Origin of the sequence: Brevundimonas bullata (genome assembly GCF_014207965.1) — a bacterium.
Classification (GTDB): Bacteria; Pseudomonadota; Alphaproteobacteria; order Caulobacterales; family Caulobacteraceae; genus Brevundimonas; species Brevundimonas bullata_A.
Map to the genome: position 1 here is coordinate 373,157 of NZ_JACHLM010000003.1, position 25,660 is coordinate 398,816.

The 25,660-nt window shown below is 64.5% G+C and carries 18 protein-coding genes, 2 tRNA genes and 1 pseudogene; 13 read left to right on the forward strand and 8 right to left on the reverse strand.

All coding sequences use genetic code 11. The features are described from left to right. The first annotated feature begins 261 nt into the window (after window positions 1-261). The 8 genes and pseudogenes from HNP51_RS10570 (at window position 262) to HNP51_RS10605 (ending at window position 12,026) form a co-directional block, all read left to right on the forward strand. Window positions 262-762: a ferritin-like domain-containing protein gene (locus tag HNP51_RS10570; RefSeq protein ID WP_184269685.1), complete on the forward strand. Its 501-nt coding sequence runs from the start codon at window positions 262-264 to the stop codon at window positions 760-762. A gap of 342 nt (window positions 763-1,104) precedes the next feature. Beyond that, window positions 1,105-1,862 (forward strand): IS5 family transposase gene (locus tag HNP51_RS10575; RefSeq protein ID WP_088582593.1). Its coding sequence is split into 2 segments (ribosomal slippage): window positions 1,105-1,426 and window positions 1,426-1,862, totalling 759 coding nucleotides; the frame shifts between segments, so codons are not numbered across the junction. A gap of 549 nt (window positions 1,863-2,411) precedes the next feature. Then, window positions 2,412-3,191, forward strand: coding sequence for a hypothetical protein (locus HNP51_RS10580; protein ID WP_184269683.1), 780 nt, complete (start codon window positions 2,412-2,414; stop codon window positions 3,189-3,191). Next, complete coding sequence (locus tag HNP51_RS10585; protein ID WP_260398423.1) at window positions 3,175-3,945, forward strand: metallophosphoesterase; 771 nt, start codon at window positions 3,175-3,177, stop codon at window positions 3,943-3,945. The genes HNP51_RS10580 and HNP51_RS10585 overlap by 17 nt, the downstream gene beginning before the upstream one ends. Window positions 3,946-4,321: 376 nt before the next feature. Continuing rightward, the gene (locus HNP51_RS10590; protein WP_184751192.1) at window positions 4,322-4,801 is read left to right on the forward strand and encodes a biliverdin-producing heme oxygenase; all 480 of its coding nucleotides are present in this window, start codon (window positions 4,322-4,324) and stop codon (window positions 4,799-4,801) included. Then, entirely contained in the window at window positions 4,798-7,368 is a 2,571-nt protein-coding gene (locus HNP51_RS10595; protein ID WP_184269679.1) for an HWE histidine kinase domain-containing protein, read from the forward strand. The genes HNP51_RS10590 and HNP51_RS10595 overlap by 4 nt, the downstream gene beginning before the upstream one ends. Window positions 7,369-7,446: 78 nt before the next feature. Next, a complete protein-coding gene (locus HNP51_RS10600) occupies window positions 7,447-10,374 on the forward strand; it encodes a PAS domain-containing protein (protein WP_184269677.1) in 2,928 nt (975 codons plus the stop codon). Window positions 10,375-10,811: 437 nt separating this feature from the next. Then, window positions 10,812-12,026, forward strand: a pseudogene (locus HNP51_RS10605) (IS3 family transposase). Between the two features lie 163 nt (window positions 12,027-12,189). Here the strand turns inward: HNP51_RS10605 and HNP51_RS10610 are convergent. Further along, window positions 12,190-13,101, reverse strand: coding sequence for a TraB/GumN family protein (locus HNP51_RS10610; RefSeq protein WP_260398422.1), 912 nt, complete (start codon window positions 13,099-13,101; stop codon window positions 12,190-12,192). A 230-nt stretch (window positions 13,102-13,331) separates the two neighbouring features. Between HNP51_RS10610 and HNP51_RS10615 the strand changes: the two genes are divergently transcribed. After that, window positions 13,332-15,368: a TonB-dependent siderophore receptor gene (locus HNP51_RS10615; protein WP_184269673.1), complete on the forward strand. Its 2,037-nt coding sequence runs from the start codon at window positions 13,332-13,334 to the stop codon at window positions 15,366-15,368. A gap of 137 nt (window positions 15,369-15,505) precedes the next feature. On the opposite strand, the gene HNP51_RS10620 is transcribed toward HNP51_RS10615, so the two are convergent. After that, window positions 15,506-17,287, reverse strand: coding sequence for a peptide MFS transporter (locus HNP51_RS10620; protein WP_184269670.1), 1,782 nt, complete (start codon window positions 17,285-17,287; stop codon window positions 15,506-15,508). 225 nt (window positions 17,288-17,512) lie between these two features. On the opposite strand from HNP51_RS10620, the gene HNP51_RS10625 reads away from it, so the two are divergent. Further along, a complete protein-coding gene (locus tag HNP51_RS10625; protein ID WP_184269668.1) occupies window positions 17,513-18,691 on the forward strand; it encodes an N-acetyltransferase in 1,179 nt (392 codons plus the stop codon). Window positions 18,692-18,698: 7 nt separating this feature from the next. On the opposite strand, the gene mscL is transcribed toward HNP51_RS10625, so the two are convergent. The 6 genes from mscL to aroA form a co-directional block, all read right to left on the reverse strand. Beyond that, entirely contained in the window at window positions 18,699-19,115 is a 417-nt protein-coding gene (gene mscL, locus HNP51_RS10630) for a large-conductance mechanosensitive channel protein MscL (protein ID WP_184269666.1), read from the reverse strand. 15 nt (window positions 19,116-19,130) lie between these two features. After that, entirely contained in the window at window positions 19,131-19,421 is a 291-nt protein-coding gene (locus tag HNP51_RS10635; protein ID WP_105562595.1) for an integration host factor subunit beta, read from the reverse strand. A gap of 212 nt (window positions 19,422-19,633) precedes the next feature. Continuing rightward, window positions 19,634-21,337: a 30S ribosomal protein S1 gene (gene rpsA, locus HNP51_RS10640; protein WP_114815898.1), complete on the reverse strand. Its 1,704-nt coding sequence runs from the start codon at window positions 21,335-21,337 to the stop codon at window positions 19,634-19,636. 208 nt (window positions 21,338-21,545) lie between these two features. After that, entirely contained in the window at window positions 21,546-22,193 is a 648-nt protein-coding gene (gene cmk / locus HNP51_RS10645) for a (d)CMP kinase (RefSeq protein ID WP_184269664.1), read from the reverse strand. Further along, entirely contained in the window at window positions 22,190-22,462 is a 273-nt protein-coding gene (locus tag HNP51_RS10650; RefSeq protein ID WP_184269662.1) for a hypothetical protein, read from the reverse strand. Before HNP51_RS10650 ends, cmk begins: the two co-directional genes overlap by 4 nt. Further along, window positions 22,459-23,796: a 3-phosphoshikimate 1-carboxyvinyltransferase gene (gene aroA / locus HNP51_RS10655; RefSeq protein WP_409360119.1), complete on the reverse strand. Its 1,338-nt coding sequence runs from the start codon at window positions 23,794-23,796 to the stop codon at window positions 22,459-22,461. Before aroA ends, HNP51_RS10650 begins: the two co-directional genes overlap by 4 nt. 147 nt (window positions 23,797-23,943) lie before the next feature. Here aroA and HNP51_RS10660 point away from each other — a divergent pair, with 147 nt between their 5' ends. The 3 genes from HNP51_RS10660 to HNP51_RS10670 all read left to right on the forward strand — a co-directional run bounded on the left by HNP51_RS10660 (window position 23,944) and on the right by HNP51_RS10670 (window position 24,774). Beyond that, window positions 23,944-24,411: a TIGR02300 family protein gene (locus tag HNP51_RS10660; protein WP_184269658.1), complete on the forward strand. Its 468-nt coding sequence runs from the start codon at window positions 23,944-23,946 to the stop codon at window positions 24,409-24,411. Between the two features lie 125 nt (window positions 24,412-24,536). Beyond that, window positions 24,537-24,612, forward strand: a tRNA-Ala gene (locus HNP51_RS10665). An 86-nt stretch (window positions 24,613-24,698) separates the two neighbouring features. Further along, a tRNA-Ala gene (locus tag HNP51_RS10670) sits at window positions 24,699-24,774 on the forward strand. Window positions 24,775-25,660: the final 886 nt, after the last annotated feature.

A 25,660-nucleotide genomic window follows, 5' to 3' on the forward strand; every position in this document is an offset into this window, starting at 1 on the left:
CAAGCGCTTTCAGCCTCCGCACGCAGGCTCAGCCTTCGGGTGCGGACGCGACCCACCATTGAGGACCCTAGAGATCTGGAGTGAGGACGATCCGGGCCGCGGCTTCAACCGTCGTGTCGCCGTCGTGCGAAGGTTGTTCGCACCTCAAAGGCGTCGCCATGGCGGCAGGTCGCATACAGGACAGAACAGCGGCGCCTGGAGCCGATCTGGCGGGAAGCCGTTGGCGTCCGGCGCAACGGGCGCACAATCAAGGATTCACTCATGGCTGAGAAAACGCTCGACAATCTGTTCCACGACACGCTTCGCGACATCTACTACGCCGAGCGAAAGATACTGAAGTCCCTGCCCAAGATGGCGCGCGCCGCGCAGTCGCCCGAACTCAAGGCTGCATTCGAGAAACACAAGGACCAGACTGAAGGCCAGATCGAGCGCCTTCAGCAGGTGTTCGAGATCATCGGCAAGGCGCCCCGCGGCAAGACCTGTGACGCCATCGACGGGATTCTGGCAGAGGGGGACGAAATCGCTGAGGAATACAAGGACACCGCTGCGCTGGACGCCGGCCTCCTGGCCGCCGCTCAGGCCGTCGAACACTACGAGATCACCCGCTATGGCACGCTTAAACGCTGGGCTCTGGTGCTCGGACTTGATGACGCCGCCGCCCTGCTTGACGAGACGTTGCAGGAAGAATCCCAGACTGATGAGGATCTGACCACCATAGCGGACGCTAAGATCAACGCAGAGGCGATGGGTCTCGCCCGTTAGTCGCAAGGCGGTCGGACTTGGCTATCCTTCTGACGGCCCGCGCCTAGCCGCTGCAATGCGGAATGGGCGCGGGCCGTCAGCAGGGGGCTAGGCCCGAGATCTAATGGCGAAGCAACTGCGTCGGCCCGACCTGATAGAGGCCCCAACGCATGGAAACTTCTACACAGTTTTGGCTCCTACTATCTGAGTGTTTCGCGGCCAGGAACAGCTTAAAAAGACTTAAAATTTCAAGAGATCTCAATATCTTTATTTTAAGTCTGAAACTGGACTTGTGGAGCCTAGGCTCAGGACCCATTGATGTGATGTGCTCGATCTGATTCAGGCTCTGCAAGGAGACTGGATATGAGCGACCTCTATTGGCTGACGGACGAGCAGATGGCGCGGCTGCAGCCGCACTTCCCCAAGAGCCACGGCAAGCCCAGGGTGGATGATCGTCGGGTGTTGAGCGGGATCATCTTCGTCAACCGCAACGGGCTTCGCTGGCGTGATGCGCCGCCGGTCTATGGCCCACACAAGACGCTGTACAATCGCTGGAAGCGTTGGAGCGAGGCCGGGGTCTTCATCCGGATGATGGAGGGACTGTCCGGCGCTCAGGCCGAACGGCGCACCCTCATGATCGACGCGACCTATCTCAAGGCGCACCGTACGGCTTCGAGCCTCGCGGTAAAAAAGGGGGTCTTGGGCGGCTCATCGGACGCACCAAAGGCGGCATGAACACCAAGCTTCACGCCGTAACCGATGCGAACGGACGCCCCATCAGCCTGTTCATGACGGCAGGCCAAGTCAGCGACTACACCGGTGCTGCGGCCCTGCTGGACAGCCTTCCCAAGGCCCAATGGCTGTTGGGCGACCGGGGCTATGACGCGGACTGGTTCAGGGATGCCCTGGAGGCCAAGGGCATCACGCCCTGCATCCCCGGTCGGAAATCCCGGACTGTGCCTGTCCGTTACGACAAGCGCCGGTACAAAAGCCGAAACCGCATCGAAATCATGTTCGGCCGACTGAAAGACTGGCGGCGCGTCGCCACCCGCTACGATCGATGCCCGACCGTCTTCCTCTCCGCCATCGCCCTCGCAGCTACCGTGCTCTTCTGGCTATGAGTCCTGAGCCTAGGGCCCTCGTTTCGTATTAGGCGGTCACGGACTCTTTGGGGGAGGAGATCCGTAGACGGTCGGCTTGGCGATCACCTCTCGAACGCCACCGGCCGTCTTTCCCCCTCTTCAAAAGATCCTCACACGCCCCCCGGGAGAGAGCACGCGGTCACGCGACAAACTTCTCCCCCTCCGCTTTGAACAATGACTTGAAGCGAAAATGGTCCACCCTCCTGAACATTTATCTCACGCAGCATTTCAGAGAGAAACAGTATGGCTTCTCGCCAAGCGTCTGCATCCGAGCACGCCGCCCCCCGGAAAGCCGCTTCGGGTTCCACGCCGGTTACAATGTAGTCATAGGTCGCCATGGCTCTTCTACGCCCGTGAGAGCAATCAGACTTCATGTGGCCAGTTTCCGACTCAGCGCGCGGTAGAGGACGAGGTTGGCATGCCCTCCACTTCTACGGTCTGAACTGCAGGTCGTTCTCGTCCATGCGGGGAAGGAACCCTCGCCTTTGCAGCTCCGTTTCCCTGACCTTCTTCAGGAGCCCCCACTGCATGTCTGACACCGTCGCCGAGCCCGCATTTGAACCACCGCCCGAGGCCATGGCCTTCTACGAGGAGAGCCTGCGGCTTTTGAAGGAATCCGGCGTACCCTTCTTGCTCTCCGGCACCTATGCGGTGACGGCCTATACCGGCATCCGCCGTCCGACCAAGGATCTGGACGTCTTCTGCAAACCAGGCGACTACCCCCGCATCCTCGCCTTCTTCCAGGCTCGCGGGTACCGCACGGATGTCGAAGACGAGCGCTGGATCGCCAAGGTGTGGAAGGACGACAAGCACTTTTTCGATGTTATCTTCGCCATGTCGAACGGCACCATCGCCGTGTCGGACAGCTGGTTCGGCGAGGACCGGATCACGATCTACGGCCATGAGGTCACGATCACGCCGCCGACCGCTCTGATCCTTTCCAAGGTCTTCATCCAGGATCGGTATCGATACGACGGAGCCGACGTGAACCACGTTATCCTAAAGCAGTCCGACGCCATCGACTGGAAGTCGATGCTGGATCAGATGGACCTCTATTGGGAGGTCCTGATGGCCCACCTCCTGAACTTCCGCTTCGCCTATCCCACAGAGCGCGGCCGTGTGCCGGCATGGCTGATGACTGAGCTGTTGGAACGACTCCAGGCCCAGGTCGATCTGCCGGCGCCGCGCGTCAGGGTCTGTCGCGGCCGGCTGTTCAGCCCTCGCGACTATATCGCTGACATCACCGAATGGGGCTTCGGCGACGTTGTCGGCAAGGGCCTGGAGGAACGCCATGACCCCGTCGTCTGACATCCAGACGCCTCAGCCGGGCATGGAGGCCGGACCGGAAAGGAAGCTGCGTATCGCCGCCGTTGGGGACCTGCACGTCGGCGAGACTTCCCACCGCGTCTATCGCGACCTTTTCGACCGGGTGCACGAAGACGCCGACGTCCTTTGTCTTTGCGGCGATCTGGTCAACTTCGGCAAAACGGTCGAGGTCGAGAATCTGCTCGAAGACCTGCGCGCCTGCCGCATCCCCATGGTTGGGGTTCTCGGCAATCATGAGCATGAATGCGGACAGCCCGAGGAAGTCGCCAGATTGATGTCTGAGGCTGGCGTCAGGATGCTGACCGGAGAATCTTATGAGATCGGTGGTGTCGGTTTCGCCGGCGGCAAGGGCTTCGTCGGCGGCTTCGGTCGTTACATGCTGAGTTCGTTTGGAGAGGCTTCGGTCAAGCAATTCGTCCAGGAGGCTGTCGAAGACGCCAATCTGATCGAGAATTCCATCCGCACCCTTCGTACCGAACGCAGCGTGGTTCTGCTCCACTACTCGCCGGTCGTCGACACTGTGGTGGGCGAGCCGCCGGAGATCCACGCCTTCCTCGGCTCCTCTCGTCTAGGTGAAGTCGTAGACCGCTACGAGAACGTCAAACTTGTGGTTCACGGGCATGCTCACCGTGGCGCGCCTGAAGGCCGTACCGCCCGGGGCGTCCCCGTGTACAACGTCGCCCTGCCCGTTCTGCAAACCCTGGGTGACCTCCCATATCGCGTGTTCGAGGTCTGATAGGTCAGGCGGAAAGAACGCCTTGCGCCAGCTATGGCAGTTGCCCAGGTGCGCGTGTCAAACGCATGGCCAGAAACGCGGCCCTTTCCGCGGTCCTCGATACACGGCGCCGCCGTGTTCCGTTCATCGGAGTATCTCAGTCTATCGACCACGAACATCCCCGCAATGCAGTGCCCCCAAGGTCCGGCCTTGTTCCTGTCATGCATTTGATAAATCGTGAGACGCTTAAGCAAAGGTCTTCCCGGTGGCGGGCAGCCCCTGGAGAAACGGAAAGGAAGCCATCCTGCCCAATTCCTTTGGACCGGCCCCCGCGATCAGCGCCCGCTTCAGGCTAAAGGCGGCCACCGCCGCCGCCCATGAGCGCCTGGACGCATGGTTGTCTCGCTATGATCTGGCCTGTCGCGCCGACTATGGCGCCTTTCTCCAGGCGCAGGCCGGCGCCTTCATGGGCGTTGAGGCCGCTCTGGATGGAGCCGATGCCGAAACCCATCTGCCGGACTGGCATGAACGGCGCCGGACAATGGCGCTGCGATCCGACCTGGGCCTGATGGGCCTGGCCCTGCCCCAACCCGCCGCGGTCGCGCCTTTTCGCGGAGAGGCGGAGGTCCTGGGCGCGATCTATGTCCTTGAAGGCTCCCGTCTCGGCGGCGCCGTTCTCATCCGCTCGGTTCCCGATGATCTGCCGAAATCCTTCCTCTCGTCCGGGAACCCGGCCGCCTGGCGCGCATTAGCCTCTGTTCTTGATGAACGGCTTAGTTCGCCGGACCGCTTCGACAGGGCCGCAAGTGCGGCCTGTTCGGTGTTCGCCGTGTTCGAGAACGCCGCACGCGCCTATCCCGGAGCCGACCGAAAGTGACGACACCCGCCGCCTCGGTCGACCTGACCAATTGCGATCGCGAACCCATCCACATCCCTGGAGCCATCCAACCGATCGGCTTCCTGGTCGCTTTGACGGCCGACTGGCAGGTGGCGCGCGTCTCCGCGAACATCGAAGATTTTCTCCATCAGTCGCCAGAGGCCGTGGTTGGAGCTCTGATCCAGGACCTGTTCACGCCCAAGGCGGTTCACGACCTGCGCAACCGCGTCGCCATGCTGGGAGGCCGCGACGCTGTCGAACGCCTCTTCAGTTGCGTGCTCGTGGACGGCGGCCCGGCGTTCGACGTCGCGGTTCATGTCTCCGCCGGGGAGGTCGTGATTGAAGCCGAGCCGGCGTCTGGCGAGCACGGCGACGCAAGCGGCGCCGTCCGATCCATGATGTCGCGGCTGGATCAGGCAGCGGATTTTCCCGCTTTCTATAGAGAAGGCGCCCGCCAGGTTCGCGCCCTGCTCGGCTATGATCGCGTGATGGTCTACCGGTTCGCCGAGGACGGGTCCGGCGAAGTCGTCGCTGAAGCGGTGCGCTCCGGCATCGGTCGGTTCATGGGGCTTCGCTATCCGGCGACCGACATCCCCACTCAGGCGCGGGAACTGTACCGACGCAATCTCCTGAGATTGATCACAGACGTGAACGCCGTGCCGGTGCCCATCATTCCCGCGCGCAACCAGGACGGCCGCCCGCTCGATCTGTCCCTTTCGACGCTGCGCTCTGTTTCACCGATCCACATCGAGTATCTCAAGAACATGGGCGTCGGCGCGTCGCTGTCGATTTCCATCATCGTGGACGGCAAGCTCTGGGGTCTGTTCGCCTGCCATCACTACGCGCCGCGACGCCCCACCTTTGAGCGCCGATCGGTCAGCGAGCTGTTCGCCCAGATGTTCTCCATGCGCCTGGAAAGCCGTGAGCGTAAGGAAACCGTCGAGTACGAACGTCGCGCGCGAGATATTTCTGATCAATTATTGGGGGCCGTGGCGTCGGACGAAACCCTGCTCAAGGATCCTGACTGGCTCGCAGACATCCTCACCCACGCCATACCGGCCGACGGCGTCGGCGTATGGCTTGGCGGCAACCACGCGTTTTCCGGTGAGACGCCCCCTCTGGAGGATTTCCGTCGCATCGTGCGCGCGCTGAACGGCACGGCCGCCGGCCGCGTGTTCGCGACGGATCACATCGGGGCGCTGGTCCCGGACGCGAGCGCCTTCGCGTCGGGTGCGGCCGGCCTGCTGGCCATCCCCATCTCTCGCTCGCCGCGTGATTACGTCATCCTGTTCCGTCGGGAGCTGGTCCATTCCGTGCGTTGGGGCGGCGACCCGCACAAGCCGGTGAGCTTTGGTCCAAACGGCCCTCGACTGACGCCGCGCGAGAGCTTCGCGGAGTGGAAGGAGTTGGTCGAGGGACGATCCCAGCCGTTCACGGCCTCAGAAATACGGGTAGCGGAAACCCTGCGTGCGACACTCATCGAGGTCGTCTTGCGTCTCGCCGACGAAGCCTCCGCCGAGCGCCAGCAATCCAGCGCTCGTCAGGAGCTGCTGATTGCGGAGCTCAATCATCGGGTGCGCAATATTCTGGGACTGATACGGGGATTGATCCGCCAGTCGGAACCGACCAGCGCCAGCATCGCGGATTTCGTCAAGGTCGTGGACGGACGCATCCACGCCCTGGCGCGCGCTCATAACCAGATAACCGATGATCACTGGGGACCCGCGCCCCTCCAGGCGCTGATCGACGCGGAAGCGGCCGCCTTTGTCGATGAGCGGGGACGCATCACCCTTCAGGGAGAACCGGTTCTCCTGAACCCGAACGCCTACTCGACCATGGCTCTGGTGCTGCATGAGCTCGTCACAAACTCCAACAAGTACGGCAGCCTTTCGACGCAGGACGGGCGGGTGGTGATCGGCTGGAGCCGCAATGCGGCCGAAGACCTGGTCATGGAGTGGCGGGAAATCGGCGGACCGCCGGTGACCCCGCCGACGCGCCAGGGCTTCGGCACCACCATCATAAGCCGGTCGGTTCCCTATGATCTCGGCGGATCGGCCGACGTCGCCTATGAGCCAGGGGGCGTGCACGCCGTGTTCCGGATCCCGGCGCGCCATCTGTCGGAACCCCGCTCCACGGACGGCGCCAAGACGATCAAATACCCGCGTCCCGCCATCGGCCACCCCCAGCTCCTTCCGGACGCGGTCCTGGCCAATCACGACATTCTGCTCGTCGAGGACAGTCTGATCATCGCGTTGGACGCCGAGGATATCGCCAATCGCCTGGGTGCAGCCTCCGTCACCACGGCCGCCACGGTGGAGGGCGCGCTCGAGTTCATCGATGCGGCTCGTCCCACGGTTGCCATGCTGGACATCAACCTCGGCGATCGTCACAGCTATCCGATCGCCGACAGGCTGGCCGAAGTCGGCGTTCCCTTCATCTTCGCGACCGGTTACGGCGAACAGGCAAACCCGCCGATCGAACACAGGGGACGTCCGATCGTGCAAAAGCCTTACACGCTGGAGAATGTGGCAAGAGCTTTCGACAGTCTGATCGGCGAAACCTCGTAGACAGACGATCGCGCGCGATCAGGGGGATTTGTGATTCAGACGGCTGCAGACAGGAGCTTCCTGAATGGTCCGGGCGAAATGGCCCGGCTCATCCGGGATCATGACTGGTCGGCGACGCCGCTCGGCCCCAGGTCCGCGTGGCCGCAGAGCCTGACCACCATGGTCGGCATGATGATCGCTGCCCCGAACCCCATGGTTCTGCTCTGGGGTTCGTCAGGCGTCCTCATCTACAATGACGGTTATGCGCGTTTCGCCGGCAAGAGGCATCCTGAGCTCCTGGGCATGGGCGCCCGCGAAGGCTGGCCTGAAATCGCGGATTTCAACGACGCCAATATTCGACGCGGACTCGCAGGAGAATCCTGGTCCCTTGAGCAGCAGGAGCTGGTGCTGGATCGGGGAACCGGTCCGGAATCTGCCTGGCTTGACCTCCACTACGCCCCGGTCCCCGATGAAAGCGGCCAGCCCGCCGGCGTCATGGTTTTCGTTTCGGAAATCACCGAGAGGATCCGTCTCGCCGCTCACGAGGCCGAGGCGGTCGAACGGCTCGAGCTCGCGCTGTCGGCCGGCCGCGGCGTCGGGGCGTGGGATTGGGACATCGCCGCTGATGTCGTTCGCGCAGATGAACGCTTCGCCCGGCTCTACGGCGTAGATCCCGTTGTCGCTCGAGAGGGCGCGCCGCTCGAAGTCTTCTTCAGCGCCATCCACCCCCAGGATCTTCCGGGGATCCAGGCGGCGATTGCGCGGGCCATTGAGGCTCGTTCGGCCTTCAGCAAAGAATATCGCCTGGTCCAGCCCGATGGCGAAGTGGTGTGGGTCGTCGCCGAAGGGCGATGCGTCCTGGACGCCGCGGGGCGTCTCATCCGCCTTCCGGGCGTCAGCTTTGACATCAGCGAGCGCAAGCAGGTCGAGGTCAGGCAAGCCGCCCTGCTCCGCCTGCACGACGAGCTCACGGCCCTGGACGACCCCGGGCAGATCCCGGCCGCCGCCGCTCGCGTCGTCGGCGAAACCCTGAACCTGGCGGCGGCCTATGTCTCGCTCGACAAGGGGGCGAAGCCTTCCGGGGCGGAGCGGGATGGGGACGTGACCCTCGATGCGAAGCGGCCGAGGCAGGCTTGGTCGCCGCGAGAGCATCCCGAGGTCTTCACGACCTTGGCCCAGGGGCGCCCCGTCGCTGTCGCCGATGTCGTTCAGGACGCCCTCACGCGCGACAAGGCCGCCCCTCTTACTGCAGCGGACATCCACGCCTTTGCAGCCGTGCCCCTGCTGGAGCGTGACCAGCTGGTCGCCATGCTGTTCGTCACAGACGCCCGCCCTCGCGCCTGGAGCCAGATCGATCTGGACTTCCTGCAGGATGTGGCGGCCCGAACCCGGAACGTCCTGGAACGTCTTCGCGCCGAAGCCGGGCGCTCCGAAAGCCAGCAACGCTACCAGACCCTGTTCGACACCATGGACGAGGGGTTCTGCGTTATCGAGTTCATCGACGGGCCTGACGGGCCGCTCAGCGACTATGTGCATGTCGAAGCCAACGCCGCCTACGCCGAACACGCCGGAATTGGCGACGTGGTCGGCCGTCGGGTCCGCGACATGGTGCCTACGGAGGCCGACAGCTGGGTTTCGCTCTATCGCGACGTGCTCGAAACAGGTCGGCCGATCCGTTTTGAAAAGGAACTGGAAGCCACCGGCCGATGGCTGGAGCTGGCCGCCTTCAAGGTCGGACCGGCCGGAGGTCGACAGGTCGCCGTTCTCTTCAAGGACCTGACGGCGAGAAAACGGGCTGAAAGAGCGCTGGCGGATCTCAACGCCTCGCTCGAAGCCCGGGTCGAGGCGCGGACCGAAGAATTGCAGTCCGCTCATGCCGCCTTGCGTCAGAGCCAGAAGATGGAGGCTGTCGGTCAGTTGACGGGCGGCATAGCCCACGACTTCAACAATCTTCTGGCCGGAATTTCCGGCAGCCTGGAATTGATCGCCAAACGGATGGCGCAAGGCCGCGGAGCCGAAATCGGGCCCTATGTCGAAGCAGCGCAGGGCGCCGCGCAGCGCGCGGCCACCCTCACCCAACGCCTTCTGGCCTTTTCCCGCCGCCAGACCCTGGCCCCTCGAGCGACGGATGCGAACCGCCTGATCGGCGGGATGGAGGATCTGATCCGTCGTACAGTCGGGCCTGCCATCGACCTCGAGGTCGTCGGCGCAGGGGGTCTCTGGCTGACCGAGGTTGATCAATCCCAGCTTGAGAACGCCTTGCTCAACCTCTGCATCAACGCCCGGGACGCCGTGGCCCCCGGCGGAGGACGGTTGACGATCGAAACGGCAAACAAGTGGCTCGACGATCGTCATGCCCGCGAGCGCGATCTCGCTGCCGGGCAGTACATTTCCATCTGCGTCACTGATACGGGCTCGGGGATGTCCCCCGAAATCATCGAGAGGATTTTCGAACCCTTCTTCACCACCAAGCCGATCGGACAAGGCACTGGCCTGGGTCTGTCCATGATCCACGGCTTCGTGAGGCAGTCCGGCGGACAGATCCGCGTCTATTCCGAACCGGGTCTGGGCACCACCATGTGCCTCTACCTGCCGCGCCATCACGGAAGCCTTGCCGAACCAGACCCGCTCCTGGCGAGTCCGGAGCCAGGGTCCGGTCATGGTGAAACCGTGCTGGTCATCGACGACGAGCGCTCTGTTCGAAGCCTCGTCGCAGAGGTTCTGCGTGAGCATGGCTACGCCACGCTGGAATCGGGCGACGGGCCTTCGGGCTTGCGCATCCTGGACAGCGAGCACCGGATCGATCTTCTGGTCACCGATGTCGGTCTTCCTGGCGGCCTGAACGGGCGTCAGGTGGCCGACGCCGCCCGCATGAGGCGGCCGGACCTCAAGGTCCTGTTCATCACGGGCTATGCCGAGAACGCCGCCGTAGGCAACGGACTGCTGGAGCCTGGCATGGAGGTCATGACCAAGCCGTTCGCGATGACGGATCTGGCGGCCAAGGTCGCGAGCATGATCGAGGCCTGAACCGCCGTCGAGCCATCCGCCCTGTCAGAGCCGAAGACAGAATTAGTGGGCGCTGGCGGCGAGGATCACGCCCATGCAGCCTGGCCTGTAACTGCGTCGAGGCCGTCGGATCGACGTAATCGATCACCGCAAGCCTGTCCGATGCCCGGACCGCCGCTCAACCCCCTTCTTTTCGACGAGATGCCGCAGACCCGCCTTCCCCCTCCAAAACATCGGCCTCTTGTCTGTACCGCTCGGCGATCCGTCCGAACCTCTCACGGTCAGCCTTGAAAGGCGACAGCCTCGCCATGTTTTCGGCATTGAGTTGGAGCCGGCGAAGCTCGGGAAGGCGGGACGTAAGGGTCATCAATGAACTCGGGAACTGCAATCGTGCTGACGTGACCCCCTGAAACTCCTCCAGGAATAGCTAGAGTCCGCGCTAACGAAGGACGGACAGAATGAAGCGATCAAGGTTCACGGAAGAGCAGATCATCGGGATCCTGCGGGAGCAGGAGGCCGGAGTGACGACGGCGGAGGTGTGTCGGCGTCACGGGGTCAGCTCGGCGACCTTTTACAAATGGAAGGCGAAGTTCGGCGGGCTCGACGTGTCGGAGGCTCGGCGGCTGAAGACGCTTGAAGACGAGAACGCCCGGCTCAAGCGGATGCTGGCGGACGCGATGCTGGACAACGTGGCTCTGAAGGACCTGCTGGGAAAAAAGTGGTGACGCCCGCCGGCTGGCGCGAGGCGGCAGGTCATCTGCAGGCCGCCTACGAGATGAGCGAAAGGCGGGCGTGCCGTGCTCTGGGCGTCGATCGGACGAGCGTGCGCTATCAGGCGACGCGTGCGGACGACGGCGCCCTGCGCGACCGGCTGAAAGCCCTCGCCCAGGAGCGTCGCCGGTTCGGCTATCGCCGCCTGCACGTCCTGCTGCGGCGCGAGGGCCATGCGGTCAACAAGAAGCGGGTCCAGCGGATCTATCGCGAGGAACGGCTGACGGTGCGCCGGCGCGGCGGGCGGAAGCGAGCGATGGGCACGCGGCGACCGCTGGACCTGCCGCTGGTGGCCAACCAGCGCTGGTCGCTGGACTTGGCTGCTACGCGCCGCCCTCCGGGTCGTCGCCGACCAGATGACGGACGGGCGGCGCTTCCGCATCCTGACGGTGATCGACAACTGCACCCGCGAATGCCTGGCGCTGGTGGCCGATACCTCGCTGTCGGGCGCGCGAGTGGTGCGGGAGTTGGACGCCGTCATCCGGCAGCGGGGCCGACCGGACACCATCGTCAGCGACAACGGCACGGAATACACCTCGAACGCCGTCCTGGCCTGGGCCGACGACACCGGCGTCGGCTGGCACTACATCGCACCAGGCAAGCCCCAGCAGAACGGCTTCAACGAGAGCTTCAACGGGCGCCTGCGTGACGAGCTGCTGAACGAGACGCTGTTCCGCTCCCTGCCGCACGCCCGCGCGGTGCTGGAGGCCTGGCGGCGTGACTACAACGAGCGGCGACCGCACTCGAAGCTCGGCTGGCTGACGCCGCAGGCCTACGCGCAAGCCCTTACTGGAAACGTCGGGCGGCCTGCTGCGCTGGTTGAGGGCTGCGCAGGCCGCCCTATTGCCAACCCAACCAATCTCTACTCAGATCAACCTCGGACTCTCGTTATGGCTGGATGAGAAACGGGGGTCACGTCACGACGAGGAGCGCCTGCATCGTCTTCGCCTCGCCTGTCTTTACGAGCAAAACGCCAGGCTGGAAGATCGCGCACGCCGTCAACATTTGCGCCGTCCTTCCGCAAGATGATCGCCTGATCAGGACGTCCCGCCGCGGGTGACGATATTATCGCCAAGAGGACGGTCCTGACGATCCCGCAGCCACACGGTCCGCCTTCCACGCCGGTCCTTCGATCTCGTAGCCCTGGGCCTCTAGCCCATCCAGCACGCCGTCCGGCTCGGCCAGGACGCGCAGCTGGGCCACCGCCATGGTGACGCCCGGCTCGCCCAGCGCCGTCTGCACAGCCTCGGCCCACTGGCGGCGCAGCAGGGGCGCAATCTCGGGATCGCCCCAGGGCCAGCACAGGCCGAGCGCCTGCTCCAGCGGCTGTGCCATGACCTCGGGCACGCGCCGGGCGCGCCAGTCGCTGATGCGGATGGCGGCGCCTTCCAGCCCGGCTTCGGCGGCGGCCAGGGCGCGCTCCAGGCAGGTCGCATAGGCAGCGGGCGGCGCCGTGATCAGGCTGTCGACGATCTCGTCGCCACGCACCGTGCCGACCGGGCGCACCGGAATGCGGGCGTCGCGCGCCGCCTTCTTGATAACGTCAGTGGCGTTGCGGGTCCGCCCCCGCTCATAGCCGGCATGGTCGCTCATAAGGTCCATACTGAGGATCATCAGACTGTTGGTGCGCCAGCTGGCGTTCTTCTGATCCGCCATCACCGTCTCCAGCCGCGCCTGGACCTCGGGCGACAGATAGTCGGCGGTCGTCGTCCCGCGCGGCAAGGTGGCCACCGTGCGGATGCGCCAGATCAGGCGCAGCACGTCGGCAACCGAGGCCCGGCCCTCCTGCGGAAAGAGGATACGCTGCGAACGCCGTGTCGCCGCCTCCAGCGCCTCGGGCCGCCATTCGACATCGCGCGGCACGCCGCTGATGGCGCCGACCAGGATCAGGGTGCTGTCGCCGCGCGTGATTTCCCAGATCGGCGCCTCGGTGCGGCGGGCCGTGACGAAGATCTCGTCCACCGTGGTTACGGGCATAGCCGACGTATCCTGAGCCTGCGCGGGCGCACCTAACAGGCCAAGAACAAGAGCTGAAATGACAAGGATACGAATGGTCATGTCTGCTGGCGTAACAGTATCTAACCAGACTGTAATCTGACTAATCGGTAATGCTGTCCGCGATTTAATCCACCTGTCAGGCTTGTAACTGGAGACTTGAGCCTCCCCCCGCCAAACCTCTCCTCACGACCGAGGGAGAGGACAACGCCATGACCAAGACCATTCTGCTGGCCACCACCGCCGCGCTGGCGTTCGCCACAGCTGCACCGGCTTTCGCCGACACTGCGCCTGCGCCCCAGACCGCCGAGGCCAGCGATCAGGGCGTGCTGGTCTTCACTCCCGACTTCTTCAAGGACGCCCGTCCCAATACGGCGCTTGACATGGTCAATCGCGTGCCGGGCTTCTCGGTCAACGACGGCGACGGCGCTCGCGGCTTTGAAGGCGCGGTCGGAAACATCCTGATCAACGGCGCGCGCCCGGCGTCCAAGAACGACACCGGCTCCAATGTCCTGGGCCGCACAGTGGCGACGCAGGTCGAGCGCATCGAACTGGTCCGCGGCGGCGCCCCCGGCATCGAGATGCAGGGCTATTCGGTCGTCGCCAACGTCATCCTGAAGACCACCTCCAGCCGCGAACACGTGCTGACCGCCAACGCCAGCCTGTTCGAGGGCGGTCAGGATCTGTTCGGCGGCACCTATCAGTTCACCGCCCGCGAGGGCGAGCGCACCTGGGGCGTGACCCTGAGCGACGGCATCTCGTCCAGCGACTCCAACGGGGCCGGCTATGTCGTGCGCACCGACGCCAACGGCAACGTGCTGCGTAACGAACAGTATTACAACGACAACTACGGCGGCGGTAACTCGATCCGGGGCAACTTCTCCAGCCCCTTCATGGGCGGTAAGGTCGACCTGACCGCCCGTTACGGCGTCAACGACTGGCACAGCCTCAGCCGCCAGACAGCGCCCGATATCCTGCGTGAGAACCTCTATGACGAGGACGGCCACAGCGGCGAGTTCGGCGTCGTCTTCACCCGCCCGCTCGCCGAAAAGCTCAAGCTGGAAACCCGATTCATCCACGAGTTCGGCGACTTCGATTCGGTTTCGACCTCGCGCACCCGACTGAAGGGAATCGACGAACCGGAACAGTTGTTCAACGCCGACGGCGAGTCGTCAGAGACCATCCTGCGCGGCCTGGTCCGCTATGAGCGGTCTCCCGCGATGGACTTTGAGGCCGGCGGCGAGATCGCCTACAATATGCGGGAGGTCGAACAGGCCTATTCGGTCGGCGGCGTGGCCGTGGCGCTGCCCTCAGCCTCGGTCAAGGTCGAGGAGACCCGCGGCGAGCTGTTCGGCAAGGGTACCTGGCGGATCAATCCCAAGTGGACGCTGGAGAGCGGCCTGAGGCTGGAATCCTCGACCATCAGCCAGTCGGGCGACGCCTCGCAGGAAAAGAGTTTCTTCTTCGCCAAGCCCCGCCTGCTGGCCACCTGGACGCCCATGGCCAACACCCAGATCCGCGCCCGCTTCGAACGCACCGTGGGTCAACTGGACTTCGGCGACTTCGCCGCCTCGGCCGAGTTCGCCGACGAGAACGTCTTCGGCGGCAATGTGAACCTGTCGCCGGAATCGCGCTGGGTCAGCGAACTGACCTTCGAAAAACGCTTCTGGGGCGAGGGCATCGTCAGCCTGGGGCTACGCCACGACGAGATCACCGACGCCATCGACCTGATCCCTCTGGACGGGGGCCTGGCGGCGGTCGGCAACATCGGCGACGGGACGCTGGACCAGTTGGCGCTAAACGTAACCATCCCGACGACCAAGCTGGGCCTGTCGGGCGGCAAGTTCGGCTTCCGCAACACCTGGAACAGGACTGAGGTCACCGACCCGACCACCGGCGAACAGCGCCCAATCTCGAACGTCCGGGCCTCGCAAGCGGTGATCAGCTTCCAGCAGGACCTCACCGCATTGAAGCTGCAGTGGGGCGCCGCCTGGATCCCGCTGTTGGGCCAGAAGGGGTACCAGCCAGATCAGATCTCGGGCTGGCGCGGTCGCGACTATTACGAACTGTGGGCCGAGTATAAGCCCGCCCCGACCCTGTCGATCCGCGCCCAGGTCAACATCTGGAACAATTTCGACCAGGAGAGGATCGTCTTCGCCGACCGCGAAACGCGCCCCGTGGCCTTCGTTGAGGAACGCTTCGTCGACCCGCGCACCTTCTGGCAGGTTCGCGTGCGCAAGACCTTCTAGGGAAAAAAAGCAAGAACCCGCGCCCTCCCGGTCCCAATGCCGGGCGGGGTAGCGCGGGCCTCCCCCGGACCAACTGAAAAGGGCGGCGCCTCCTGCGAGACGCCGCCCTTCATTTTGGCTCAGAGATTATCAGGCGATCAGTGGACGCCCGCCATGCCCTTCTTCAGCAGCGGCGACAGCACCAGCAGCACCACGCCGACGACGACGCCGGTCCAGCCGATGGTCCCGAAGATCGAGCCGTAGGTCTGCAGCGCCAGCTCGGGGCTGGTGACCACGCCCGCGACCGTGGCGGTCGAGGTCGCCTGGGCGATGAAGCCGGCGGCGATGTGGGCCACCGAGCTGGACAGGAACCAGACGCCCATCATCAGACCCACCACGCGGTCGACCGACAGCTTGGTGATCATCGACAGCCCCACCGGCGACAGGCAGAGCTCGCCCATCGTGTGCAGGAAGTAGGTCAGGAAGAGGAAGATCAGCGGCACGCGGAAGTCCACGTTGGCCTGCGTCGCCGACGCCCAGGTCAGCAGCAGGAAGCCGGCGCCGACCAAAACCAGTGCGAAGGAGAACTTGACCGGGGTCGAGGGCTCCATGTTGCGCTTGCCCAGCCAGACCCACAGGGCGGCGATGATCGGGCCGCCGATGACGATGATGCCCGGGTTGAACATCTGGGTCATGGGCGCATTGAACCACGACGGCATGGCCGTCGACTGGTCGGCGAACAGGGTCAGCGACGAACCGGCCTGCTCGAACAGGGCCCAGAACAGGACCGAGAAGAAGATCAGCGCCAGCGCCACCAGCATGCGGCTGCGCTCGGAACCGCGCAGCTTGAACACCACGTAACCCACAACCGAGGCGAAGATCACGCCGGCTAGCCAGGGCAGGGCCGTCTCGATGATGTGGTGACGCTGCATCAGCAGCCAGACCGGGAAGACAGCCACCAGGCCGCCGATCCAGAAGATGGCTTCGAACGGAACGCCCAGCACCTTGCGGCTTTTCAGCGCCACCGGATTCGGCGGACCGCCGCGACCTTCAAGCCAGCTCTGACCCAGGATGAAGGTGATCAGGCCCAGAAGCATGCCGATGCCGGCCAGGCCGAAGCCGTAGGCCCAGCCGTATTTCATGCCGAGGTAGGAACAGGCTGCGGTAGCCAGAACCGAACCCAGGTTGATGCCGACGTAGAAGATGGTGAAGCCGCCGTCGCGACGGGGATCGTTCTCTTCATAAAGGGCGCCGACGACGGTCGAGATATTGGCCTTCAGGAAGCCCACGCCAACGATGATCAGCGACAGTGCGAAGAAGAGGACCGGCTCCCCAAAGCCGAGATCCCGAACCGTTTCCAGCTTGTAGCCGTCCGTGGCGGTGAAGGCCGGGAAGCCCCCGGCCGCAGGCGCTACGGCCGGGGCCGCAACGTCCGCCGCCATCGCCGCCGCCGGCTCTGCGCCGACCCGCGAAACGCCTTCCGGCGAAATCGTGATCTGGGTGCGTTCATCGCCGTTGACGGCGAAGATGGTGCGGTTCTGGTCGCGACCTTCGACCTGAAGCTCGTAGGTGGTGGCGCCGATGGTCAGGTTTTCACGACCGCCCTTGCCCTCGAACGCCATCGTGAAGTGGCCGGCGACTAGCAGGACGGCGCCGATGATGACGGCCTTGCGCGAGCCCAGATACTTGTCGGCGATCATGCCGCCGACGACCGGCATCAGGTAAACCAGCGCCGCATAGGCGGCGTAAATGCCTTGCGCCTCTCTCGGGCCGAACAGGAAGTGCTGGGTCAGATAGAGGACCAGCAGGGCCCGCATGCCGTAGTAGGAAAAGCGTTCCCACATCTCTGTGAGGAACAGGACCACCAGCCCCCGCGGGTGCCCCAGAAACGTCTTGCGAGGCGCCGCCGACAGCGCGCCCCCCCCATCCGTCGTGCTCAACGGCGTTCTCCCAAATGCTACGCCCTGACTGGCGCATTAAGGCCGCAGAAACAGCACGGCGGGGCCACGGGAACAAGCGTTAACGCCACGACCCGTCACCGCAATGACGCATTTGTCAGGGTCCGACACGCAACCCCAGTTTGTTTCGCGCACTTATAACGGGTCCACGCAACTCGAAGTTCGGTCGAATCGTTAAGGCCAAGCCTAGAATGAGATGCGCCGCGCATGACTGTCCGCCGCTTTCACCCCGCCGACGTGCACGGCGTAATCCAGCTGCACGGCAGCGTCTGGTGGCCCGAGCGGTCGCGTGAGGGTTGGCGCTGGCTGGATGACAATCCGGCCCGGCGCGCGCTCGATGCGCCTGCTGGCTGGGTGATCGACAACGCCGACGGCGACCCCGCCGCCTTCCTAGGCAACTTCATCCAGCGCTTCTGGCGCGAGGGACGCCCCCTGTACGGCGCGACGGGTTTTTCCGTCATCGTCCCGCCGGATCAAAAGGGTCGCAGCCGCGATCTGATCACCGCCTTCGTCCGGCAACCCGGCTGCTTCGCGCGCTACACGCTTAACGCCAACGCCCGATCCAGCCCTTTGTATCAGCGCTTCGGCATGGTCGCCTGGCCGGCCGCTACCCACGCGCTGAAGCTGTCGTGGATCATCAACCCCGCCGCCTGTCTCTATAGTCGCGGACTGCGGTCGCTGGTGGCGCGCGAGCCCCGCGCCGCCCGCTGGCTCGGTGAGCAGATGATGCCGGCGCGTGGCGACGAACGGCCCGTCGACACGCGAAAACTTGCTGAAGGGGTTTCAGAGCTGGATGATTTGGCCGACACCTCGCCCTACGCCGCCTTCTGGAGGGCGCTACGCGACCAGGGGCGACTGGTCGCCGACCGCAGCCCGGCCACGCTCCGTTGGCGGCTGTCGGACCCCGACCTGACGGTCCGCCCGCTTCATCTGGTGCGGCGGCTGGGCGACGAGATCACCGGCCACGCCCTGGCTCTGCTGGGCAAGGGCAACTCCATCGAACCGCCGGTGCTGGAAATCATCGACCTTGAGGCGCTGGACCGCGACCCGCAGGCGATCCCGGCCCTGGTCGGGACCCTATTGAAACTGGCGCCCTCGCTGAGCGCCGCCAAGGTCCGGCTGCAGGTGGTGACTGAGACCACGCTTCAACATCTGGGCGACCTGACGCGCAAGGCTCGACGCGAAGGCGGCTGGGGACATTGCCATGTCGCCTTTGCCCCCGAGCTTGAGGAGACAGAGATCGCGGGCGCCGGCGACTGGCGCCCCACGCCGTTTGACGGCGACTACTCCTTCTGCAACCGCCCTTTGCCGGCTCGCCCGCCCCGCGCACAATGGCGATGGTTCTCGAACAAAGAAGCGCCGACAGGCTCGAAGGCCGCAGCCTAGGTGCAGCCTAGGTTTTGGGGAGGGCCTTAAGTTCGTCGCGGATCTCGGCCAGCAGGGCCTCGGTCGGGGTCGGGCCAGCGGCGACGGCCTCAGCCGGCTGTTCGCGACGCATCTTGTTGATGCCCTTTACCAGCAGGAAGACCACAAAGGCCACGATCAGGAACTGGATCAAGGTGTTGATGAAGGCGCCGTACTGGATCGCCACCTTCTCGACGGCCTCGGTGGCCGGATTTTCGGGCACCAGGACCCATTCCAGCTTGGAGAAGTCGACCCTGCCCAGCAGCAGGCCGATGGGCGGCATGATGACCTGATCGACCAGGCTGGTGACGATCTTGCCGAACGATGCCCCGATAATGACGCCGACCGCCAGGTCGACGACATTGCCGCGCGCGGCGAATTCACGAAACTCGGTCAGCAGGCTCATAGCTCAGTCTTTCGTTCAGGCGTCGCCGGAAGCGTTCAGGCGTTCGCGAAGTTCCTTGCCGCTCTTGAAAAACGGCACGGCCTTGGCGGGCACTTCCACTGTCTCGCCGGTGCGGGGATTGCGGCCGACGCGCGCCGGACGGCTGCGCACCGAAAAGGCGCCGAAGCCCCGAAGTTCGACCCTTCCGCCGTCGGACAGGGCCTCGGTCATCTGACCCAGTATGACGTTGACGACCCGCTCCACCTCGGCGTGCGTGAGGTGGATGTTCTCGGCCGCCAGCTTCTCGATCAGTTCAGACTTGATCATTCAGGCCCCCGCCCGTGGCTGTTTCAGATGCAGTCGCTTCCGTTCAGGTCCGCACCCTAACCGTCTGACGCCACAGGAAGAAAGGGGGTCGCGTCGTTTAGGAGCGATTCTTACGGGCTAGCCTCGCCATTGGTGCGGGTTCTTGCCGTTCGCGCAAGAAAAAAGGCGGCTGGATTGCTCCAGCCGCCCCGTTTTCTGGTCGAAGAGGACGTTTAGTCCTTCGAACCGGCCTTCTCGCGAAGCGCGGCGCCCAGGATGTCTCCCAGCGAAGCGCCCGAGTCCGACGAACCGAACTGTTCGATGGCCTCGGCCTCGTCCTTCATTTCCAGCGCCTTGACCGACACCGAGACGCGGCGCGTGGCCTTGTCGATGCCCGTGATCATGGCGTCGATACGATCGCCGACGGCGAAGCGTTCCGGACGTTGCTCGTTGCGGTCGCGCGACAGGTCCGACTTGCGGACGAAGGCCGTGACCGGCGCGTCGTCTTCACCGAACTTGACTTCGATGCCGCCGGTTTCGATCGACGTCACGGTGACGGTGATCTGCTGGCCGCGCTTGTAGACGTCGCCTTCCATCGGGTCGCCGCCGAGCTGCTTGACGCCCAGCGAGACGCGTTCCTTCTCGATGTCGACGTCAAGCACCTTGGCCTTGATCGTTTCACCCTTGCGGTAACGCTGGATGGCTTCTTCGCCCGACACGTTCCAGTCCAGGTCCGACAGGTGGACCATGCCGTCGATGTCGTTGTCCAGGCCGACGAACAGGCCGAACTCGGTGGCGTTCTTGACTTCGCCCTCGACGGTCGAACCGATCGGGTGAGCCTCGACGAAGGCTTCCCACGGGTTGTTCTGGGCTTGCTTCAGGCCCAGCGAGATGCGGCGCTTGGCGCTGTCGACGTCCAGGACGATGACTTCCACTTCCTGCGAGGTGGAGACGATCTTGCCCGGATGGACGTTCTTCTTGGTCCAGGACATTTCCGAGACGTGGACCAGGCCTTCGACGCCGGCTTCCAGCTCAACGAACGCACCGTAGTCGGTGATGTTCGTGATGCGGCCCGTGTACTTGGCGTTGACCGGGTATTTGGCTTCGACGCCGTCCCACGGATCCGACTGCAGCTGCTTCATGCCGAGGCTGATGCGCTGGGTGTCCGGGTTGATCTTGACGATCTGGACCTTGACGGTGTCGCCGACGGCCAGGACTTGGCTCGGGTGCGAGACGCGCTTCCACGACATGTCGGTGACGTGCAGCAGGCCGTCGATGCCGCCCAGGTCGACGAACGCGCCGTAGTCGGTGATGTTCTTGACGACGCCTTCGCGGACTTCACCCTCTTGCAGCTGGCCAACCAGCTCCGTGCGCTGTTCGGCGCGGGCTTCTTCCAGGATGGCGCGACGCGAGACGACGATGTTGCCGCGCGGACGGTCCATTTTCAGGATGGCGAAGGGTTGTTCCTTGCCCATCAGCGGGCCGACGTCGCGCACCGGGCGGATGTCGACTTGGCTGCCGGGCAGGAAGGCCGAGGCGCCGCCCAGGTCGACGGTGAAGCCGCCCTTGACGCGACCGACGATAGCGCCGTTGACCGGCTGACCTTCGGCGAAGACGACTTCCAGACGGGTCCAGGCTTCTTCGCGACGGGCCTTGTCGCGGCTGATGACGGCTTCACCCAGGGCGTTTTCGACGCGTTCCAGGTAGACTTCGACGTTGTCGCCGACCTTCGGGATGACGGCGCCTTCGCCGATGCCGAATTCGCGAGCCGGGATACGGCCTTCGGTCTTCAGACCGACGTCGATGATCAGGATGTCTTTTTCGATGCCGACGACGCGGCCGTGGACGACTTGGCCTTCGCCGAGGTCGCGGCCCTGCAGGGTTTCGTCGAGCAGCGCAGCGAAATCGTCACGCGAGGGATTGTGGGTGTCGGTCATATAGCTCTGGGGTTATGGCGCGCGACCGAATGGCCCCGCACGGGTGGATAAACAGAAAAAGGAAAAATCAGGTCGTCAGGACGCGAGGCCGGCCCAAGGGGGGCATACAAATAAAGCCAGAACGTCCGCGGCAGCCGAGGTCAGGAGCGTTGGATTTGCCCGGAGAGATTTCTTTGCCTTCCCTACCGCATCGCTGCTTAAGGGAATTCTAGATCCCGGCCCGGACTCGCGCCGCCTCGACGATACGGCGGGCCGCATCGAAGGCCGCTTCTATACCCAGATCGGTCGTGTCCAGCAAGACCGCGTCGTCAGCCTGGACCATGGGCGCGGAATCCCTACCGGAATCGCGCTCGTCGCGACGACGGATGTCCTCCAGCATGTCATTGAAGGCGATATCCTGGCCCCGCGCCGTCAACTGCTTCCAGCGCCGCTCGGCGCGGACCTCGGGCGTGGCGGTGACATAGAGCTTGGCTGCGGCGTCCGGAGCGATCACCGTGCCGATGTCGCGCCCGTCCAGAACCGCGCCGCCGGGCTGGCCGGCGAAGTCCTGTTGCAGCTTCAGAAGGGCGGCGCGGACGCCGGGGTGGCTGGCGACCCGGCTGGCCGCCTCGCCAGCGTCGCGCTCGGTCAGGCGCGGATTGTCCGACAGGCCGACGATATCCAGCGACAGGGCCGCCGCCTCGGCCGCCACGGCGTCGTCCAGATCCCGTCCCGCATCCAGCACCGCCAGACCGACGGCGCGATACAGCAGGCCGGTGTCCAGATGCGGCAGGCCGTAATGGGCCGCCAGACGCGCAGCGATGGTGCCCTTGCCCGAGGCGGCCGGGCCGTCGACGGCGATCACCAGAGCGGTCATGAGCGCCCTCCCATCACCATATCCCAGAGGCCGAGCAAGCCGACGGTCAGGGCCGCCAGGGCCAGAAGAGAGAAAAAGATAATCGCGCCCCAGAACTGTTCAGGCTGCGTCGCCAGATCTGCATGGAAGGAGGCCGAGCCTCGGCTGCCGTTGAACCCGATCTCGCCAGATCGTGCAGCGGAGTGAAGCCATAAGGCCAACAGGCCGAACAGCGCGAAGCCGCCGAACAATCGGCCTGGCGGAGACGACATCAGGCGCTCGTCCGTCACGACGCGATCTCCGCGCCCAGGCCGTTCATCAGCTCGACGAAGCCGGGGAAGCTGGTGGCGATCATTTCCGGATCCAGGACCGAGACGGGCGCTTCGGCGGCGAGGCCCAGGATCAGATGGCTCATGGCGATGCGGTGATCATGGGCGGTGGCGACGGTCGCGCCGCCCCCCACAGGACCGCCGGTGACGATGAAACCCTCGGCCTCTTCTTCGACCGCGACGCCGCAGGCGGTCAGACCGGCGACCATCAGGGAGATGCGATCGCTTTCCTTGACCCTCATCTCGCCGATGCCGCGCATGACGGTGCGCCCCTGGGCATAGGCGGCGACCGCCGACAGGATCGGGTATTCGTCAATCATCGAGGCGGCGCGCTCTTGCGGCACCGTCACGCCCTTGAGTTCGGAGTAGCGGGCCGTGATGTCGCCGACGTCCTCGCCCCCGCTGACGCGACGCTTGGAGATGGTCAGGTCTGCGCCCATCTCGATCCAGGTGTCGAACAGGCCGGTGCGCTGCGGGTTCAGCATTACGCCCTCGACCGTGACTTCCGAACCCGGAACAATCAGGGCCGCCGCCAGAGGGAAGGCCGCCGAGGACGGATCGCCCGGCACGGCTACAGCGGTTCCGGTCAGCTTTTGTCCGCCCTTGAGGCGAATGCGCCAGCCCTCGCCTTCTTCGGTCACGTCCACCATCGCGCCAAAGGCGCGCAGCATCCGCTCGGTGTGGTCGCGGCTCTTTTCCGGTTCGACCACGACAGTCTCGCCCGCCGCGTTCAGTCCGGCCAGCAGGATGGCCGACTTGATCTGGGCCGAGGCCACCGTCTGCACATACTCAATGGCCTTCAGACCGCCGCCGTCCAGGGTCAGGGGCACGCGGTCCTCGGCGCCGTTCCAGTCGAAACGCGCTCCCATATCGGCCAAAGGCCCGGTGACGCGCTTCATCGGCCGTTTGCGCAGCGAGGCGTCGCCGTCGAAGGTCGCGCTCAACTCATAGCCGGCGGCGGCGCCCATCAGCAGGCGCACGCCGGTTCCGGCGTTGCCGCAGTCGATCACGACGCCGGGGCTGCGGAACCCGCCCTGCCCCTTCACGCGCCAATGCCCCTCGCCCAGCCGTTCAACCTGAGCGCCGAAAGCTTCGACGGCCCGCGCCGTGGCCAGGATGTCATCGCCTTCCAGCAGGCCCTCGATCTCGGTCACGCCCTTGGCCATGCCGCCGAAGATCAGCGAGCGGTGCGACATGGATTTGTCGCCTGGGGCGCGCACGGCGCCCCTAAGGGACTTGTCGCCCGACGCGCGCACAGCGCCATTCAGCGAGGCGGAAACAGGACGCGCAGTCAGGGTCGAGGGGGCGGTCACCTGGCCAAAAACTCCGATTGTTCAGGAACGGCCGCGCTGGGCGGAGAAGAAGGCTTTTGACAGCGGCCCCCTTGGGTGGCAAGGGAGCCGGCCTAATTCTGAAATTCAACTCCTGCCGAAGGTTATCCCGTGGCCAAACCCGAACTGGGCCAAAAGCAGGTCTGCCCGAACTGCCAGGCCAAATTCTACGACCTGAACCGTCGTCCGGCGCACTGCCCGAAATGCGAGACCGAGTTTGATCCGCTCGAAGAAGCCATGCGCAACCGTCGCGTTCGCGGCCGGACCGGCCCTGGCTTCGCTTCGGACGACGAGGCCGAGGATCAAGTCGTCGACAAGGCCAAGGACGCCGAGGACGAGGACGATGAATCCGAGCCCTCGACCCCAGAGATCGACGAGGAAGGCCATGAGCCGATCCTAACCCCCGACGACGACGACGACGCTGAACCCAGCGCCGACGACGCCGGCATGGGCGCCGCCGACGGCGACGACGAAGACGCCCTGGCCGACGATGATGACGACTCGGTGCCCTTCATCGAAGACGAAGACGACGACGATCTCGAAGACGACATCGTCAAGCCGTCGCGCGACGACGACTGATACCAACGGTCAGAAAAATAAGCGGAAAAAAAGTTGTCAGACCGGCTTGATCTCTCAAAAGCCCTGACATAGTTTCCGCCCCTCGCCGGGGACCACAATCTCCGGCGAGGCCGACCGAAAGGTTCGGGGCTTTAGCTCAGTTGGTAGAGCGCTTGCATGGCATGCAAGAGGTCAGCGGTTCGACTCCGCTAAGCTCCACCATCGAAGGCCTCGCGGAAATCCCGCGGGGCCTTCGTCCTATCGCTCCTGGCTACGGGAGCGGACATGTTTCTTAGCCGCAAGGCTTGGGGGCTTTAGCTCAGTTGGTAGAGCGCTTGCATGGCATGCAAGAGGTCAGCGGTTCGACTCCGCTAAGCTCCACCACTCTCAAAGGGGTTAGCTGCGATGCAGCTAACCCCTTTTGCTTTGGGGTAACGCCGAGGTAACGAACGGCGTTTTTGTTTTCCCTTGTTCCGCCCAGCGTCGTCCGCGCCGTCGGCGCGCCCCGAAAGGCGATCACTGGACCACCTGGACCCGCCTCGCCCGACTTCCGATTACGGATCGCCCGGATCGCCTGTTTGGCTTCGAGCTGCGCCGCCGTCTGGTAGGCGCCGCGCCGCGATCCCCGCCAGGCGGTCCTGACCTGAACCGCCGCGATCGTTGAGGTCTCGGAGGCCGCGTCACGGATCAGCTCGCAGGCCTGCGTCGCCGCATCGTCCGAGCGGGCCTTGGCGGTGGCTTCCTGAAGGTCTACGTCCGCAGCCTCCGATCCGTCGAAGTCCCGGTCGAGCGATCGCATCGCGTACCGGGCCAGGTCGGCGTCCCGTTCAATCCGTCCCGCCGCCGAATGGAAGGCGCCGATCAGGGCCTCCCCCAGGATCGTCGAAAGTCGCCGGAAGACGACCGCTATCTGGGAGGTGGGAGCTGCGCCGGGCCTTTCCTTGCGCGAAGGCAGCCATGTTATGATCTGAGGCGATGATCTCGCCTATGCCCCCCCCTCGGGGAGCGACGATTCGATAGGAAGCATCCTGGGACTTTGATCGGCACGGCGACGCGAACCGACGAGTTTCATCGGCAAGCCTCGTTTCCATCCTCGCTAAAACGGATGCACTGCTCAAAACCCTACATACGCCTATCAATCTGGAAATCTTATTATAGTTTCTTTCACGAACCTTTTGTATGGATAGTGATAACGTCATCCAAATAGAAGCTTATGAAGAGAGCCGATCTTAGCGCAGAGGTTCAAAGGACCCTCGTACGGCTGCCGCCC

What these genes read in the sequence shown, in the direction of transcription:
- HNP51_RS10610 (WP_260398422.1), bottom strand. Translation starts at nt 13,101, where the DNA reads ATGCCCGTAACCACGGTGGACGAGATCTTCGTCACGGCCCGCCGCACC.
- HNP51_RS10580 (WP_184269683.1), top strand. Translation starts at nt 2,412, where the DNA reads ATGTCTGACACCGTCGCCGAGCCCGCATTTGAACCACCGCCCGAGGCC.
- HNP51_RS10615 (WP_184269673.1), top strand. Translation starts at nt 13,332, where the DNA reads ATGACCAAGACCATTCTGCTGGCCACCACCGCCGCGCTGGCGTTCGCC.
- mscL (WP_184269666.1), bottom strand. Translation starts at nt 19,115, where the DNA reads ATGAGCCTGCTGACCGAGTTTCGTGAATTCGCCGCGCGCGGCAATGTC.
- rpsA (WP_114815898.1), bottom strand. Translation starts at nt 21,337, where the DNA reads ATGACCGACACCCACAATCCCTCGCGTGACGATTTCGCTGCGCTGCTC.
- HNP51_RS10625 (WP_184269668.1), top strand. Translation starts at nt 17,513, where the DNA reads ATGACTGTCCGCCGCTTTCACCCCGCCGACGTGCACGGCGTAATCCAG.
- HNP51_RS10635 (WP_105562595.1), bottom strand. Translation starts at nt 19,421, where the DNA reads ATGATCAAGTCTGAACTGATCGAGAAGCTGGCGGCCGAGAACATCCAC.
- cmk (WP_184269664.1), bottom strand. Translation starts at nt 22,193, where the DNA reads ATGACCGCTCTGGTGATCGCCGTCGACGGCCCGGCCGCCTCGGGCAAG.
- HNP51_RS10570 (WP_184269685.1), top strand. Translation starts at nt 262, where the DNA reads ATGGCTGAGAAAACGCTCGACAATCTGTTCCACGACACGCTTCGCGAC.
- HNP51_RS10600 (WP_184269677.1), top strand. Translation starts at nt 7,447, where the DNA reads ATGGCCCGGCTCATCCGGGATCATGACTGGTCGGCGACGCCGCTCGGC.
- HNP51_RS10585 (WP_260398423.1), top strand. Translation starts at nt 3,175, where the DNA reads ATGACCCCGTCGTCTGACATCCAGACGCCTCAGCCGGGCATGGAGGCC.